The following is a 14,844-nucleotide window of genomic DNA, read 5'->3' as shown; positions in this document are numbered from 1 at the left end:
CGGGGCCCCATTTCTTCAATTGTCAGCAAATTTCCCACCAAGGGATGCAGGCCCTGTCTGAGCCCCTTCACCGGCGCGGTCGCCCGCGTGGCACGGCCTCCACGAACGCTCCCCCCGCTTCACCGGGGGGTTTACCTGAGTTCACGCTGACAAGCTGTCCATAAAAACCGGCAAAACCCCAGGTATCATCACAAAAAGACCTAGACGGTGATACACCTCCCCAGACAGGCGCAGACCCCCGGCATCCTTCTCGCGCGCCTGCCATTCTCGAAAGGTCCAGCACTCCATGAACAACGACGCGGTGTGGGTCCGAGGCGTCACCGGCATGCAGTTGCACCACACCACCGACCTCCAGGACGCCAGCCGCTTCCTGGGCAACGCGGTGATGGCGCTGCGTGCCGCTCACGTACGGACCGGCGACGCCCGCTACTCCAGCCTGGCCTCCCAGCTCAAGAGCATGGCGGCGGAGACCCGCATGCTGGAGAACCAGGCGCGGGAACGCATGCACGGGCTCCACTCCGAGGACCCCGAGATGTTCACCCGCTGCCGCGAGGGCGAGGAGCCCTGGCCCGACGAGATCCAGGCCGGCTTCATCCCCCGCCACACCTGCCAGGACCAGTGCCTGTACCACGACCACGACGTCCTGGACGCCATCATGCAGTGCACCTGCGGCCAGCCCCCGTGCCGCGCCTGCGCCATCGGCGGCGCCCCGTCCTGACCCCGGCCGGGCACACTGTGAGTGAGAGTCGCGCCCGCTGCTCAGCAAGGGGGTCGTCCATGACACCCGACTCGAAGCTCACCCGGGCCCGCTGGACCCATGTCGCCCTCCCGAGCTGCGACCTGGACAAGGCGATCACGTTCTACACGACGATGACCCCGCTCGTGGTGGTCGCCAGGCACGCCGACGAGAACGGCCGGAACGCCTGGCTGTCCAACGACGGCCAGGTGGAGACCCCGTTCGTGCTCGTCCTGGTGGAGTTCGCCAAGGACCGGGGCAAGCCCCAGCCGCAACTGGGGCCGTTCGCCCACCTGGGCATGGAGGTGCCCGAACGCGCGGACGTGGACCGCATGGCCGCCGAAGCGCGGAGTATGGCCTGCCTGCACTGGGAGCCCATGGACCTGCCCGATCCCGTGGGATACGTGTGCGCCCTGAAGGACCCGGACGGCAACGTGGTGGAGATCTCCCACGGCCAGAAGGTCTACGAGGAGGTCCGCACCCTCTGGCACGATCGCTGATCCTCGCCTGTCTGATCCTCGTCTAGCTGATCCTCGTCTAGCTGATCTTCGTCTAGCGGTGGACCCGATAGAGCAGGTGCAGCACCCGATCGCCCTGGATCACCGTGTACGGGTCGTCGAGCAGACACCGGGCATCGACCGACCCGAAGTACCGCTTGCCCGAGCCGAAGACCACGGGGACGACGTCCATCGCCACCTCGTCCACCAGGCCGAGGGCGAACGCCTGCCCGCCGACGTCCCCCGCCGCCACCGAGACCGTGCGCTCCCCCGCGAGCTCCCTGGCCTTCGCGATCGCCTGTGTCACGTCGTCGACGAAGTGGTACGAGGCCTCGGGGTGCCACCCGTCGGGCTTGGGCCGGTGCGACACCACGACCACGTGCTCGCCCACCGGGGGCGTCCCCTCCCAGCCGTTGGTGAGGTCGAACAGGTGACGCCCGATCACCATCGACCCGATGCGGGCCCACATCGGCTTGACGTACGCGGCCGAGGCCTGCGAGACCTTCATCGCGCCACCTTCGACGAGCTCGACGTCGCCGCTGGAGTACCAGTCGAACAGCGGACCGACCTGATCCTGCGGGTCGGCGATGAAGCCGTCCACCGACACGACGTTGTGCATGATCACGGTGCTCATCACATCTCCTAGACGAATAAGTCCTAAGTCTGCTAGCGGCATCGGGAGCTCGTCGGCAAGCTGATGAAGGCTGCAGATGACGGAGCGGGGGTCTGGAAGCTGCGCTAGGTGTGGCGGCCCTGCCGTACCGATTCGGGATTTTCATCGTGTGGGGCACAGCCGTACACGATGGCCTGAACCACGCTCTGGACGACGTCCCTGCTGACGCTCCCTGGCGGCGCGGTGACCAGGGTGAACAGCGCACCCCCGTAGAGCGCGATCAGCGCGGGGATCTTCTCGCGTGGGATGGCGAGGCCGAGTTTGTCGTGGTGCCCGGCGGTGAGCTGCAACGACGTGTCCTGCAGGCCCGCGAGCGCTGAGGCGAGCAGCGGCCGGCGAACGGCCTCCAGTTGGAGTTCGAAGATTGCCAGATAGCGGTTGCGCAGTGTGGTCGCCGCCGTGAGCAGCGATTCCGTCAGCAGGTCGGCCAGCGTCGCGGGCTGCTCGATGGCCCGGTCGGTGTCGGCGTGATGCAGCTCGGCGATGCGCTCCGCGGCGGCCACCAGCAGCGCCTCCCGGCTGCGGAAGTAGTTCGAGGCAGTTCCCTGCGGAAGGTGCGCTTCCTTCTCCACCGCGCGGTGGGTCAGTCCATGCACGCCCGAGGACGCCAGGAGCTCGATGGCGGCATCGGTCAGGGCTTGGCGACGGGCCGGATTGGTGGGCGGCATGCGACCATGCTACCAATAGCCGTACTAGTACGATCGTAGTGAATCGGCGAGGAGGCTCTCATGAGGATCGTGGTGGTCGGCGCCGGGCTCGGAGGAGTGACGGCCGCGGTGGGGCTGCATCGCCTGGGCCACGAGGTGACCCTCTTCGAACGGGGCGCCGAGCTCCGGGAAGCAGGCACCGGGATCGTCGTCATGCCCAACGGGCTCCGCGCGCTGGAAGCGCTGGGGCTGGCTGAAGACGTTCGCGGGCACGTCATGCATGCCGCCCGCGCGGGATTGCGGGACTGGCGCGGACGGCCGCTGCTGGTCACCGATGCGGTCCAAGCTCAGCAGAAGGTCGGGACGCCCGCCATCATCGACCGGGCGGACCTGCACCGGGCGCTCCGCGCCCCGCTGCCGGCCGACCTGGTGCGTCCCGCGACCCCGGTCGAGCGACTGGAGCCCGACCCCACCGGGGTCACCGTGATCAGCGACGGCAACGCCGTCGCGAGAGCCGACGCCGTGATCGCGGCCGACGGCATCGGCAGCAAGCTGCGCCAACAGCTCATTCCCGGCCACGGCGGGCTACGGCGGACCGGCCGGATGGACCTGCGCGGCATGCTGCCCCGGCCTCCTGGCCTGGTAACAGACCTGCTCGCCAGCCAGTTGGTCGACCGCCGCAGCGGGGCGATGTTCGGCCTGTTCCCCGTCGGCGAGCACCGCCTGTACTGGTTCACCGACTCCGTCCTGCGCGGCATGCCGCCCGGCGCGGACGAGGCCCGCCGGCAGATGCTGTCCCTGATGGCCGACTGGCACCCCCTCGTCACAGCACTGATCGAGGCCACCCCGCCCGCCGACATCTACGTCGACCCGATCGCCCGCCTGGCCGAACCCCTGCCCTCATTCGCGGCCGGCAGGATCGCGTTCCTCGGCGACGCCGCGCACGCCATGCCACCCGACCTCGGCCAGGGCGCCAGCCAGGCCTTCGAAGACGCGGCCGCACTCACCCGCCACCTGACCGGCGCAGAGCCGGCAGACGTCGCCCAGCGGCTCCTGCGCTACGACGCCGAGCGCAGGCCCAGAGCCAACCGCATCATGCAGGCGGCGTCCCGGCAATCGCGGCTGACCTCCCAGACCGGCGTCGCCGCGTGGCTTCGCGACGCGTTGCTGCGCGCCATACCCACCCGGCTGGCCACCCGGCAGCTTGCCGCCCTCTGGCACGCCTAGTCAGTGGTCGTAGGCGATCAGTGATCGGGTGATGGGCTGGCCGGTGTGGCGGTTGTGCCAGATGGCGGCGGTCAGGGCCAGCATGCGCCGCAAGACGCACGCATGGCGGATCGAGGAGCGGGAGTACGCCAGGCACGAGGCCCGCCGCGGCCGCCGGCACGCCTACACGACGCTCGTACCCGGCCGGGCGGCGCTGGTCGTGATCGACATGGTGCCGTTCTTCGCGCTGGAGAGCGCGTACGCCCGCGGCATCGTGCCCAACATCGCGCGACTCGCCTCGACGCTGCGCGCGGCGGGCGGCACGGTCGCGTGGGTGCTGCCCGGAGCGGGTGAGCCGTCGAAGGTCGCGGTGGAGTTCTTCGGTCCGGAGGTGGCCGAGACGTTCCGGCGCAGCGGCGGGGACGGGCCCTTGCGGTCGCGGCTGTGGCACGAGTTCGAGGTGGACGACACGGACCTGCTGGTGGAGAAGACCGCGCCCAGCGCCTTCTTCCCGGGACGCTGCCCGCTGCCGGATCTGCTGAAGTCCCGCGACATCGAGACGGTGCTGATCACCGGGACGGTGACCAACGCGTGTTGTGAGTCGTCCGCGCGGGACGCGAGCACGCTCGGATACCGGGTCATCATGGTCGCCGACGCGAACGCGGCCCGGCGCGACGAGGACCACAACGCGACCCTGCACACGATCTACCGCACCTTCGGCGACGTCCGCACCACCGGCGAGGTGATCGGCCTGATCTCGTCGATCCACCGGAGCACACAGGACCTACGCTGACCCCATGCCGCCGTGCCTCGACGCCTACGTCTGGCTTCCCGACCGCGCCCCCGAGGCCCTCGGGCGATTCATCGACAGCTACGTCAACGTGGACGACCCCGGCGACGAGCGGCTCCACGCTTTCACGCGGACTCATGTCCTGGGCATCGCGAACGACACGGACGACGTCCTGAGCTTCGCGAACGACACGGACCACGTCCTGAGCTTCGCGAACGACACAGACGACGTACTGGGCATCGCGAACGACACAGAGGACAAGGTCCTCGGCGAGTCGCGCCTCTCCGGCGGATCCGACGGATCCGGCGGAGACGACGCCTTCACCCTCTACTTGAGGGCGCACGCCCCTCACTACCAGGCGATCATCACGTTCACCCGTGACGGGGCGACCGTCCTCGGCCTCAGCGTCGACGCCCCCGACGACCTGCCGGAAGCCCTCAGCCAGGCCGAACGACTAGTGGAGCGGCTTCGCCGGCAGTTCACCGCCCCGGCCGGACGCGCGGGAGTGGAATTGCCTCCGGCCGGCGACCGCACCGAATGGCACGAAGAAGCACAGGTGCTGTTCCGCATCGGCGAACTCCCGGGTGAGGACCTCAGCCGGAGGCGGTCGGATACCGGGCCGCGGCGAGGTCGTCGGCGAGGTCGGCCATGGTGAGGTCCGCGTTCAGCGCGGTGACCACCGCCTGCGTCAGCGCCCCCGGCCACGGCCCGTCGTTGCCGTACGGGCTCATCGCCGCCTCGTGATCGAAGCCGCGGATGTGGGCACCGGCCGCCGAGAAGACGATGGAGTACTCGTCTCCCGAACCGTTCCGCATCGCGGCCATCTCCTCTCCGGGACCCCAATCCGCGTCGAAGGAGTGGCAGCGGCTCGACCATTCCGGACTCAGGACGGCCTCCAGCGTCGCCATGGACCGGCACAGATCGCGAAGCGCCGGGATGTCGGGCAGCGAGCGGGCCGCGTCATGAGCGGTCATGCGCACCATCCGATCCGGCGCCGGTCACGATCCACGCGGCCGCGGGAGGAGAACCGGCACGCCGGTCTCAGTGGCCGGCTCCCGCGAGCTCGGCGGAGTTGTCCGCCCGGGCCGGCAGGAGGAGGGCGGTGACGATCACCGCCAAGGACAGCACCGCGCCGATGATGAAGGCGAGCCGCATGCCGTCGAGGTTGGCGAGCGCCTCGGCGGTGCCGGCGGACTTCAGGGCATCGGCTCGCGCGCTCATCACGGTGATCACGAGCGCGGTGCCGAAGGCCGCGGCGACCTGCTGCAGCGTGCTCAGGATCGAGCTGCCGTGCGAGTAGAGGTGCGGGGGAACCGCTCCGAGCCCGAGGGTGAACACCGGGGTGAAGGTCGCGGCCAGGCTCACCATCAGCAGCGCGTGCAGACCGAGGAGCATCCAGAACGGCATGGTCATCGTGACCTGGGTGAAGCCGGCGAGCGCGAGCGTGATCCCGATCGCGCCGGGGATGACCAGGACCCGGCCGCCGAACTGGTCGAACAGCCGGCCGACGGTCGGGCCGAGCAGACCCATCGCGAGGCCGCCCGGCATCACGAGGAGCCCGGTCTGCAGGGGGTCGAGCCCGCGGATGTTCTGCAGGTAGAGCGGCAGCAGGATCATGGAGCCGAGCATCGCCATGAAGGACACCGACATCAGGATCAGCGCGACCGTGTAGGTGCGGTGGCGCAGGGTGCGCAGGTCCATCAGCGGCACGCCGCGCTTCTGCAGCGAGAGCTGGCGCACGACGAAGACGGCGATGGCGGCCAGGCCGGCCACCACGATCGCGGCGGCGACGCGGACGTCACCGCCCTCGAACCGGCTGAGCCCGTAGACCAGGCCGCCGAAGCCGGCCGCGGCGGTCATCACACTCAACCAGTCGATGGTGCTGAGCTCGGGCTCTCCGACGTTCTCGAGCTGCTTCAGGCCGCGCCACGCGATCAGGGCGGCGATGGGGAGCACCACGGCGAACAGCAGCCGCCAGGAGCCGAAGTTGAGGATCACCCCCGAGACCGCCGGCCCCATCGCGGGCGCGACCGAGATGGCCAGCGTGACGTTGCCCATCACCCGGCCCCGCTCCGACTCGGGCACCACCTGCATCAGCGTGGTCATCAGCAGCGGCATCATCACCGCCGTCCCGGACGCCTGGATGATGCGGGCGCCCAGCAGCACCTCGAACGTCGGCGCGACGGCGGCCAACGCCGTGCCGAGCAGGAACAGCCCCATCGCGGTGGTGTACGCGCTGCGGGTGGACACCCGCTGCAGGAACCATCCGGTGATCGGGATGACCGCGGCCATGGTCAGCATGAAGGCGGTCGAGAGCCACTGCGCGGTCTGCTCGGTGATGTGCAGGGCCTCCATCAGCCGAGGGATCGCGTTGATCATGATCGTCTCGTTCAGGATGACCACGAACGTGGCGAGCACCAACAGCCGGATCACGGCCGGGGTGCGACCTGGAACGGCGGCCGCGGAGTTGGCGGGTGAGTCGAGCTGTGGGCTGGGCACGGCACCTCGATCGGGGTTGTCGGACGTGACATGGTCATGGCTGGCGTCGCAGCCGGGGGTCTCACAAGAAGTCGTGGTCATGCCAAGTCTGACTGACACCACCGACAAAACTCATCGCCCATGCCCAGCATTCCGGCAAGTAGGGCGAAGTGTCACCCGATTTTCCCCGGCGGCCGCCTCCTGGGGTGCCGGCTGGCGAGCGGCGCTTCGCCCGCACCCCCGGAAACCGGGCCGCCGCCCGGTGGGTCAAGAAGTTCTACGCGCCCGTCCGCCACAGGCGAGCCGGCCCGACATCACCTGCTTGGGCGGTCGACCGCCGGATCCGCCGGACGTGAGCTGATCTCGGGAAACGAGCCGTCACCGAACAGGATCCGCGCCGCCAGGGCACGACCGGCACGACTGCGCAGCACGGCCACCGCCGCCTCCGCCGCGGCAGGCGATCGGATGCCGGCGAACGCGCGGCGCAGCAACAGCCGTCCGCGGAACCGGGCCCGCAACGCATCGCCGTCGTACCGGCTCAACACGCGTTGGTCGCCAGTACGCAGGTACCCGGCCGCGACCGCCGCGGCCCGTTCGGACAGGCGGAAGCAAGGGTCCAGACCGCCGGCCGTCAGCGGCGACACCGCGCCCGCCGCGTCCCCGACGAGCAGCCCGGCAGGGCACGCCAACCGTCGCAGCACACCACCGACCGGGATCGGACCGCCCCGGAGCTCGACCGGACCAGCCGGCGCCGCGCGGCCGGGCGCGTCCGCGGCGAACGCGTCCAGCAGGTGACGGATGCCGGTGGTCATGGCGTCCGGATAACCCGCCACGCCGACATGCGCATGCCGACCGTCGTCGATGACCCACCCCAGGTACCCCGGAGCGACCCGAGGGTCCAGCACACAGTGGAACGCCGGGATGGTCGTACCCGACGCGATCGGATGGACGATCTCGGCACCGACGAGGAAACGCCGGTTGACATCCAGGCCGAGATCACGGGCCACCCGGGAGCGGGCGCCGTCCGCGCCGACGATGAACCGGGTCATCACCGGTTCCGCATCCGCGAACCGCACGACACCCATCGACGCGCCGACATAACGTACGCCCAGGAGGACCCGCGCCCCCGCCGACTCCGCCGCGCGGTACGCGTGCTCGTAGACGGCCGCCATGTCGGCCACGCGGTACTCGTCCCGATCACTGGTGAGCAGGACAGGTGCCCGCCGCGACGGCGGATAGAGCAGCACGTCCCGGACACCAGGCCCGAGCAGGTGGTCCGGCAGGTCGAAATCATCGAGGGTGCGACGCACGAAGATCCCGGTCGTGCGGATGCCCGTCGACAGCGACCTGCGGCGGTCGACCACCAGCACGTCGAGTCGCCGTCGCGCGAGCAGGCGGGCCGTGTGCAGGCCGGCCAGGCCCGCACCCACGACCAGTACATCCACTGTCTGCATATCCTGCGACGGTAGGCGCGATGCCTCACCCGTACGACCGTTTGCACACGACCCGCCCGATACCTCCACAGCCCCGCCACAGACCTTCCGGTCCGCAGGGAAAGGCGGGCACTACCCTGACTCAATTGATCATTTACGGCAGAAGGTGCGGTGATGCAGGAGCCCGCGGCAGAAACACCGTCCCCGGGGGCGGCGGCGCTGCGCTTCGGTGCGGTTCTGGCCGCGTCCGGCCCGGTGATCCTGACGGTCTTCGGGGTCGGCAGGCAGAGCGTCGGCTGGTTCTGTTCCGCGACGGGCCCGGCTCCCCAGCCGGGGGTAGGTCCATACGCGCTGGAGTACGTGCCCGGGGAACTGCTGTTCTGGGGCGTTCTCCTGCTGCCGGTCGTCGTGGTCGGCCTGCTCCTGCGCGGGTCACGTCGGGCTGTGCTCACCGCCGTCGCCGCGGTCGGCACCGTGCTCGCGTTCGGGCTCGTCACCGCGCTTCTCCTTCCGGGCCCCGACCCCTGCACCGGACAGGAACGCGCGGCCGTACCGCCCTGGCTCTTGAGCGCCTGTTACCCGGTGGCCGCGGGGGCGCTGCTCCTGGCGGCCCGGTCCCCCCTGCCCCGGAGACAGCGCGGCATCGTCCTGTGGGCGGGCGCCGCCGGCGCGGCGGCGTGGGCGGCGATGTTCCACCGCTGCGGAGTCGCATACGACACGTGGCAGTTTCTTGTCACCTACGTCGCGACTCGGGAGTCGTCCTGGGACGGCCTCGCATCGTGGTCCGGCGAGGCCGACGGGATCGGCTTACCAGTCATTCTCGTCGCCTTGGCGGCGGCCGCGAGAGCCACCGCTTCCACCCGAGGGGGACGCTTGGCCGGCGCCGGGGCCGCCGCGGCTCTCCTCCTCTTCCCGCTGCTCGACGTCGCGACGTACATCAGCCAGTACAGCGGCGACTTCGAGATGCCTTTCGCCGATTCGGTACGGTGGCAGCTGCTTCTCGCGGCCGTCCTCGTTGTGGCGGCCGCCTGGAGCCCCTCGGTGCGGATCTCCTGGGCCGGGACCGTCCGCCTGGCGCGAAGCATGATCCGTGGACGCCCGGAAGTCCTGTTTCCCGGCCGGGCAAAGGATCTCGCCGTCGCGGTTGTGATCGCGGCCGCCGCCGTCTGGCTGATCGTCTCGTCCTTCACGCCGACGCGCTGAAAGCCCCCGCCCCGAATCGGACATCTCCCCCAGAGCACTTCATACGAAATTATCAACCCGGTGATCGTTCCCGGTCACGGCACTGGACCGCCTGGATCAGCGAGCGGGGCGCCGGCGCTGTGGAAGGTGACGTCGATCTTCGTCAGGGCACTCTCCGTCCAGTGGTCAGCCGGCCCGGCACGGTGCCGGGCACAGGCCCAAAGTCGTCGCAGGAAAAGACCTGCCCCTCACCCTCACCACCCCAAGCGCTGACCGAGTCGATCGGGCACCGCGACCGGCTACCTCGCCGGGCGCCGAACTCGTCCAGCAAGATCCGGTAGAGCTTGGCCCACCCCCGCAACCGGCTCAAGACGCAGGGCACGGGCCTACTGGTGCCCGAGAAGTCTGTGTGGGACCGCGATGCTGTACGGCCATCAAAGGGGCCCCCCGGGATGATCCCGAAGGGCCTTTGACCTGCCGTGCGGCCGGAGGTACTCGCAACCCCAACCATCTGATCCGTAGCCAGTTCGAGATCGTCCACAGGTGTCCATCGCTGGCGCAAGCGCCTGCTCAGCGGCCCTTCGGCTTGATCGGCTTGATCGGCTTGATCGGTGCTTGTTCCAGCGGAGCACGTAGGCGGCGGATCTCGGCCGGCAGGCGCGGGACGTCGGACCGCGCTTGGGCGTGAAAGCGCGGCCTCATCCCAGCGATCGTCGGGACTAGATGCCAGTGCACCACTTTCCGCCCTTGAACTTGTCGTCGATCTTGACCTTGGGCGCCGAGTCGGCGACCGAGATCTCGAGTTGCGCAGTGGCAGCCACCAGGGTGCCGGCCGGCGACTTGGCAGCCTTGGCGTCGACCACCACGTTCCGGTCGCCGAGCAGCGCGTAGGTGTCCCTGTCGAAGATCAGTTCCCAGCGCAGCCCGTCCGGGCTCACGAAGCCCACACCGATGCCCTTGCGGCCCGCAGCATCCTGCACCTCCTCGTCGATGGTGATGCCGGGGAACGTGCTCAGAGCCTGGTACAGCGCACTGCGCTGCGCGGCCGGCAAGTACGTCTGCCACAGCAACTCGCGTGCGGCGAGGTAAGCGAGGAACGGTGTCAGCTTGTCCGCCTTGGGCTTCCACATGGCGTCAAGGTGGGCACGCATGCCCTCCACGTCGGTCGGCAGCCTTTTGATCGTCGGGTAGTCGTTCTTCCAGCCCTTGCAGATGGGGTCGACCGTGGTTCCCATCGTCTTGTAGGCGGACTTCGGGATCGGTCGGCCGGCATAGGCCAGGGGCTCAATGACCGTATGCTCGCGCACCCCGTCGGCGAACTGCCCCCGCTGCCTTTCGCCCGCCCGCAGCCAGACGGTGTCCTTGAAGCGCGAGTAGTAGTGCTCCCGGGACTTGTCGTAGGGCGCCAGTGAGTAGTCGCTGGTTTGCAGGGTCTTCACCACGATGTACTGGTCCGCGCGCGGCTCTATCTCGTCAACAGCGGCCCTCGCCGCGCGGTGGAGTACTTCGGCGGCCGACAGCAGCTTCATCTCGTGAGACGGGTTCGAGGCGGGCGGGACCTTCACCATGACCAAGCCGACGGCCAGCGCCAGCCCTCCGGCGACCGCGAAGGTATACGGCTTGCGCCAGGACCAGCGGGACCGGCCGGCCATGAGAAGCCGATGCCTGGCCAAGGCCTTCGTGCCGGGGTCGTAGGGCGCCACTTCGGGCCGGACCTCGTTGATCAGGTCGAACTCGTTCATCGGGTGTCCTCCAGGACGTTGCGAATCTTGGCCCGCACCCGGGACAAGCGGGAACGGACGGTGCCCACCGGGATGTCGAACGCCTGAGCCGCCTGCTCATAGGACAGCTCGGCCCAGGTGACCAGGAAGAGCAGCTCGCGCTCCGCCGAAGAGAGCCTCGCCAGCGCATCGGCCAGGCGGGGACCGAGCCGCTGGGCGTCGATCCGGTCAATGCTGCGCTGTTCGAAAGGGTTGTCGTCGTGACTCGGAACCCTGGCCAGCGCCCGCAGCCTACGCAGCTCAGTACGGCGATGCTTGGCGATCAGGTTGGAGGCGATGCCGTACAACCAGGGCGCGGCGTCCGGTCTGGACAGGTCGTAGCGGGAACGCTTGCGGAACGCCGCCAGGAACGTCTCCGCCGTCACGTCGTCGGCCACGGAGAAGTTCTCCTGGCCAAGGCGCCTGGTGGCATATCGGTGGATCTCATCCGCGTACCTGTCGAAGAGGCTCGCAAACCGTTCGGGGTCGGCCAGCGACTCCTCGATGAGGGCGGCGTCGGTGATGGCCGCCACTGGGGTGAGTCCTCTCATAGGGGAAGTCCTTCCGCAGGGCGCGTTCGCACCCTTCACCCCTAACTCACCCGCACCAGCCCTCCGGTTCCCACCGATCTCGCTCGAACTCGGAGAGGACATCCCAGGACGTCTGGCCTTTCCTGCTGGATTCGCCCTGGGCCTTCCTGCTTATTGTTGGGCACATGGGACATACCTAATGGGCGATCATCGCCTGTGGCCCTTCTTCCCCGTTGCGGCGCCTACACGGGCGCCCGGCGCGGCGTGCTGCTTCATCTGCGCTGGTCCGATGTCGACCTCGGAGGCAAGCAGATCACCATTCGCGGCTCCGCTTCGTTCGTCGACGGCCGGCGGAGACTACGTGTTCACCACAGGATGGGCGAGCCCGTTCACCCCGACACGGCTCGGCCACGCTGACCCATCGATCATCCTCCGGGTCTACGCCCACGTGATCCGCGCCGCCGAAGCATCAGCCGCCGACATCTTCGCCGAGGCGATTGGCGAGTGAGAAGGACGCGTGTCAGCAGAGGTGTCAGCAAGATCCCGAACTTGTCCTGACAAACACCAAAGGCCCGCTCCCAGGAACCCCTGGTGGCGGGCCTTTCGCATGTGTGCGGCCGGAGGTACTCGAAACCCCAACCTTCTGATCCGTAGTCAGATGCTCTATCCATTGAGCTACGGCCGCTCGCTGCGTAAGCAAGCATAGCGGACCTTCGGCAGTACCTCGAACCGGATTGGGGGTCAGGGGCTGGCGGACTCTGGTTTGCGGGGCCAGAGGGTGTAGCTGACCGGCCAGATCAGGGCGATCAGGGGGATCTTGAGGAGGTCTCCCATGAAGGCGAGGAGGTAGTCCGTGCGGGTCGGGTCGCCCACGAGCCAGATGAGGGCTTGGACGATGCCCCAGGTCAGCGCGTAGGCGAGGACTATGCGGAGCCACATCGCCCATTCGTAGCGGGCTCTGGGCATGCCGCCCGCCGGTGGCTGCGGAGGTGGGGGGCCACCGGCGAAGCGGTGGTGGAACTTGGCGTCCGCCCAGCGGATCGTACGGTGGCCGAAGACGATCGAGTACGAGAGGTAGGAGGCCGCCAAGCCGTGTCTGAGGTCCGCCGTGGCGCCACCTCGCATGTCGATGACGGCCGCTGTGAGCAGGATCACGTCCAGGAGCGGCACGCAGAGGAGCAGGACGGTGCTCAGCGTGCGGCGCTTCCAGCGGTAGCGGGACGCGAGGCCCAGAGCGAGGAGGAGCCAGAAGCCGATCTCGCAGCCGATGAGTATGGCGACAATCACGTTCCCATGGTCGCGGAGGCGATGGCCTGGTGCATCGTCGGTGGATAGGAGCCTGTGGATACATCGAAGGGTGTATCCACAGGCGGTCGGATGGAGGAGGAGCTCGGCGGCGCGGGGTGGTGTGATGGGGGCATGCGGAGTGCGGGGTTGTGGGCGGTGGCCGCTTTTCTGTGCGGAGCGCTACTCATCGCGGGTGGCGCCTTCTTTCGCCGTGGGGCGGATGAGTGGGTGCTCCTCGCTCCCCTGGCGTTGACGTGCGCCGGGGTCGCCGTGCGTTGGCGGAGTCCTCTGGGGGCGTTGGGGCTGGGGACCCTGGGCGTGGTGGTGGACCTGTTCGTGGGGCCTTCGCTGTCCACTCTGCTGGTCTACACGGACAACATCTATGCCGCGGCGCTCTATGGGCCTGCCCGGTTCGGGCGGTGGCTGCTGGGTGCGGCTTGCTGCCTGGCGGTGTCGGTGGGGGCCGTCACCTGGTTCCTGACGGAGAACTGGCGGATGCCGGCTGTCTATGGGGTCCAGGCGGGGTTGATGCTCATCTCGCCGGTCACGACGGCGATGGTGTTGCGGCAGCAGCGGGAGCAGGCGGCCGCCGAACGGGCTCGGGCGGAGCAGGTGGCGCGCCTCGCCGAGCTCGATCGGCAGGCCGCCATCGCGACCGAACGGGCGGCCATGGCGCGCGAGCTTCACGACATGGTGGCCAATCACTTCAGCGCCATCGCGATTCAGGCGACGGCCGTGCTCTCCCGCAAGGATCTCGATCCACGGACTGTGCGGACGGTCATGGAGTCGGTACGGGAGAACAGCGTCAAGGGGATGGCCGAGATGCAGGCCATGATCGGGCTGTTGCGGCAGGACGACGGCAACGAGCACGGCGGCGACGCCGTGCGGCCTCGGCTGGCTGACGCCGAGAGCTTGGTGGAGCGGGCTCGGCGGACGGGGATGATCGTCGAGTTGCGGGTCGAGGGTGAGCCACGGGAGCTGCCGGCCTCTGTCGATCTGGCGGGATATCGGATTCTGCAGGAGGCGCTGACCAATGCGCTGAAGCACGGGGGGCGGTCGGCCGGCGTCGTCCTGGGTTATGGGGCTGAGAGTGTGACGGTGCTCGTTGACAATCCCGTCACCGTGTCCGATGCGGTGTCGTCTCTCGTTCCTGCGGGTGGGCGGGCTGCTGGCGTGGGGGTGCGCGTCGGTGATGGGGCTGGAGTCGGGGATGGTGGTGGTTCAGGGCACTCGGGGCACTCCGGGCAATCGGGTGATCGAGCGGGGCGTGGTCGTCCGGGCGATGTCTGGCTGCCGGGGTCCGGGGCCGGGCTGGTGGGGATGCGGGAGAGGGCCTTGCTGGTGGGCGGCTCCTGCGAAGCCGGAGTTGTCGGAGCCGGAGTTGTCGGAGCCGGAGTTGTCGGAGCCGGCGCTGGGGCGGATGGGGGTGGTGGCGGCCTCTCCGCTGCGGGGGCGGTGGGGGGTCATGACGGCTTCCCCGGCGCCGGGGTGGCGGCGGGTGGTGACGGCTCGTCCTCCGGGGCGGATGTCTGGCGGGTGAAGGCTGTGTTGCCTACGGGGGTGATGGCTGCATGAATCGCCGACTGAGGAGTTGGTGGCTAGCAGGGCCGGCGCTTTGGACGTTG

General features: G+C 69.1%; 16 protein-coding genes, 1 tRNA gene and 1 pseudogene. 8 read left to right on the top strand and 10 right to left on the bottom strand.

From position 1 onward, the window contains the following. Window positions 1-286: 286 nt before the first annotated feature. The gene (locus AB0H81_RS05555) at window positions 287-718 is read left to right on the top strand and encodes a hypothetical protein (protein WP_358369661.1); all 432 of its coding nucleotides are present in this window, start codon (window positions 287-289) and stop codon (window positions 716-718) included. 59 nt (window positions 719-777) lie between these two features. Beyond that, entirely contained in the window at window positions 778-1,236 is a 459-nt protein-coding gene (locus AB0H81_RS05550) for a VOC family protein (RefSeq protein WP_358369659.1), read from the top strand. A gap of 52 nt (window positions 1,237-1,288) precedes the next feature. On the opposite strand, the gene AB0H81_RS05545 is transcribed toward AB0H81_RS05550, so the two are convergent. Both AB0H81_RS05545 and AB0H81_RS05540 read right to left on the bottom strand, forming a co-directional pair. Continuing rightward, on the bottom strand, window positions 1,289-1,867 hold the full coding sequence (locus tag AB0H81_RS05545) for a dihydrofolate reductase (RefSeq protein ID WP_358369658.1): 579 nt from the start codon (window positions 1,865-1,867) through the stop codon (window positions 1,289-1,291). A 104-nt stretch (window positions 1,868-1,971) separates the two neighbouring features. Continuing rightward, a complete protein-coding gene (locus tag AB0H81_RS05540) occupies window positions 1,972-2,574 on the bottom strand; it encodes a TetR family transcriptional regulator (protein WP_358369655.1) in 603 nt (200 codons plus the stop codon). Window positions 2,575-2,634: 60 nt separating this feature from the next. Here AB0H81_RS05540 and AB0H81_RS05535 point away from each other — a divergent pair, with 60 nt between their 5' ends. From AB0H81_RS05535 to AB0H81_RS05525, 3 genes are read left to right on the top strand one after another with little or no spacing between them, the layout of a single operon-like run. After that, the gene (locus AB0H81_RS05535; protein ID WP_358369652.1) at window positions 2,635-3,780 is read left to right on the top strand and encodes an FAD-dependent monooxygenase; all 1,146 of its coding nucleotides are present in this window, start codon (window positions 2,635-2,637) and stop codon (window positions 3,778-3,780) included. Between the two features lie 31 nt (window positions 3,781-3,811). After that, complete coding sequence (locus AB0H81_RS05530) at window positions 3,812-4,552, top strand: isochorismatase family cysteine hydrolase (protein ID WP_358369649.1); 741 nt, start codon at window positions 3,812-3,814, stop codon at window positions 4,550-4,552. A 4-nt stretch (window positions 4,553-4,556) separates the two neighbouring features. Next, window positions 4,557-5,204, top strand: a complete 648-nt coding sequence (locus AB0H81_RS05525) for a hypothetical protein (RefSeq protein ID WP_358369646.1) — start codon at window positions 4,557-4,559, stop codon at window positions 5,202-5,204. Here AB0H81_RS05525 and AB0H81_RS05520 read toward each other — a convergent pair. From AB0H81_RS05520 to AB0H81_RS05510, 3 genes are all read right to left on the bottom strand, one after another. Next, window positions 5,143-5,523: a hypothetical protein gene (locus AB0H81_RS05520; RefSeq protein ID WP_358369643.1), complete on the bottom strand. Its 381-nt coding sequence runs from the start codon at window positions 5,521-5,523 to the stop codon at window positions 5,143-5,145. The genes AB0H81_RS05525 and AB0H81_RS05520 overlap by 62 nt on opposite strands. Before the next feature lie 67 nt (window positions 5,524-5,590). After that, entirely contained in the window at window positions 5,591-7,048 is a 1,458-nt protein-coding gene (locus AB0H81_RS05515) for an MDR family MFS transporter (protein ID WP_358369641.1), read from the bottom strand. Between the two features lie 293 nt (window positions 7,049-7,341). Continuing rightward, window positions 7,342-8,481 (bottom strand): NAD(P)/FAD-dependent oxidoreductase, encoded by a 1,140-nt coding sequence (locus AB0H81_RS05510; protein ID WP_358369638.1) that lies wholly within the window; start codon window positions 8,479-8,481, stop codon window positions 7,342-7,344. A 153-nt stretch (window positions 8,482-8,634) separates the two neighbouring features. Here AB0H81_RS05510 and AB0H81_RS05505 point away from each other — a divergent pair, with 153 nt between their 5' ends. Further along, window positions 8,635-9,663, top strand: a complete 1,029-nt coding sequence (locus tag AB0H81_RS05505) for a hypothetical protein (protein ID WP_358369635.1) — start codon at window positions 8,635-8,637, stop codon at window positions 9,661-9,663. Between the two features lie 247 nt (window positions 9,664-9,910). On the opposite strand, the pseudogene AB0H81_RS05500 reads toward AB0H81_RS05505, so the two are convergent. From AB0H81_RS05500 to AB0H81_RS05490, 3 genes and pseudogenes are all read right to left on the bottom strand, one after another. Continuing rightward, window positions 9,911-10,000 (bottom strand): annotated as a pseudogene (locus AB0H81_RS05500) (IS5/IS1182 family transposase); the annotation flags it as partial. A gap of 361 nt (window positions 10,001-10,361) precedes the next feature. Next, on the bottom strand, window positions 10,362-11,384 hold the full coding sequence (locus tag AB0H81_RS05495; protein WP_358369632.1) for a CU044_5270 family protein: 1,023 nt from the start codon (window positions 11,382-11,384) through the stop codon (window positions 10,362-10,364). After that, window positions 11,381-11,953 (bottom strand): RNA polymerase sigma factor, encoded by a 573-nt coding sequence (locus AB0H81_RS05490; protein ID WP_358369629.1) that lies wholly within the window; start codon window positions 11,951-11,953, stop codon window positions 11,381-11,383. The genes AB0H81_RS05495 and AB0H81_RS05490 overlap by 4 nt, the downstream gene beginning before the upstream one ends. Before the next feature lie 340 nt (window positions 11,954-12,293). Between AB0H81_RS05490 and AB0H81_RS05485 the strand changes: the two genes are divergently transcribed. Beyond that, on the top strand, window positions 12,294-12,440 hold the full coding sequence (locus tag AB0H81_RS05485) for an integrase (protein WP_358369627.1): 147 nt from the start codon (window positions 12,294-12,296) through the stop codon (window positions 12,438-12,440). Between the two features lie 104 nt (window positions 12,441-12,544). Here the strand turns inward: AB0H81_RS05485 and AB0H81_RS05480 are convergent. Both AB0H81_RS05480 and AB0H81_RS05475 read right to left on the bottom strand, forming a co-directional pair. Continuing rightward, window positions 12,545-12,617: transfer RNA gene (locus AB0H81_RS05480), tRNA-Arg, on the bottom strand. A gap of 56 nt (window positions 12,618-12,673) precedes the next feature. After that, window positions 12,674-13,219, bottom strand: coding sequence for a hypothetical protein (locus tag AB0H81_RS05475; RefSeq protein WP_358369626.1), 546 nt, complete (start codon window positions 13,217-13,219; stop codon window positions 12,674-12,676). A 318-nt stretch (window positions 13,220-13,537) separates the two neighbouring features. Here AB0H81_RS05475 and AB0H81_RS05470 point away from each other — a divergent pair, with 318 nt between their 5' ends. Further along, window positions 13,538-14,794: a histidine kinase gene (locus tag AB0H81_RS05470; RefSeq protein WP_358369624.1), complete on the top strand. Its 1,257-nt coding sequence runs from the start codon at window positions 13,538-13,540 to the stop codon at window positions 14,792-14,794. Window positions 14,795-14,844: the final 50 nt, after the last annotated feature.

Origin of the sequence: Nonomuraea sp. NPDC050691 (assembly GCF_040654455.1) — a bacterium.
Taxonomy (GTDB): domain Bacteria; phylum Actinomycetota; class Actinomycetes; order Streptosporangiales; family Streptosporangiaceae; genus Nonomuraea.
Note: the sequence above shows the minus strand (reverse complement) of the source record. Positions and strands in the feature narration are given on the sequence as shown.

Coding starts and splice junctions, on each gene's coding strand:
- AB0H81_RS05555 (WP_358369661.1), top strand. CDS start 287: ATGAACAACGACGCGGTGTGGGTCCGAGGCGTCACCGGCATGCAGTTG.
- AB0H81_RS05550 (WP_358369659.1), top strand. CDS start 778: ATGACACCCGACTCGAAGCTCACCCGGGCCCGCTGGACCCATGTCGCC.
- AB0H81_RS05545 (WP_358369658.1), bottom strand. CDS start 1,867: ATGAGCACCGTGATCATGCACAACGTCGTGTCGGTGGACGGCTTCATC.
- AB0H81_RS05540 (WP_358369655.1), bottom strand. CDS start 2,574: ATGCCGCCCACCAATCCGGCCCGTCGCCAAGCCCTGACCGATGCCGCC.
- AB0H81_RS05535 (WP_358369652.1), top strand. CDS start 2,635: ATGAGGATCGTGGTGGTCGGCGCCGGGCTCGGAGGAGTGACGGCCGCG.
- AB0H81_RS05530 (WP_358369649.1), top strand. CDS start 3,812: ATGGGCTGGCCGGTGTGGCGGTTGTGCCAGATGGCGGCGGTCAGGGCC.
- AB0H81_RS05525 (WP_358369646.1), top strand. CDS start 4,557: ATGCCGCCGTGCCTCGACGCCTACGTCTGGCTTCCCGACCGCGCCCCC.
- AB0H81_RS05520 (WP_358369643.1), bottom strand. CDS start 5,523: ATGACCGCTCATGACGCGGCCCGCTCGCTGCCCGACATCCCGGCGCTT.
- AB0H81_RS05510 (WP_358369638.1), bottom strand. CDS start 8,481: ATGCAGACAGTGGATGTACTGGTCGTGGGTGCGGGCCTGGCCGGCCTG.
- AB0H81_RS05505 (WP_358369635.1), top strand. CDS start 8,635: ATGCAGGAGCCCGCGGCAGAAACACCGTCCCCGGGGGCGGCGGCGCTG.
- AB0H81_RS05495 (WP_358369632.1), bottom strand. CDS start 11,384: ATGAACGAGTTCGACCTGATCAACGAGGTCCGGCCCGAAGTGGCGCCC.
- AB0H81_RS05490 (WP_358369629.1), bottom strand. CDS start 11,953: ATGAGAGGACTCACCCCAGTGGCGGCCATCACCGACGCCGCCCTCATC.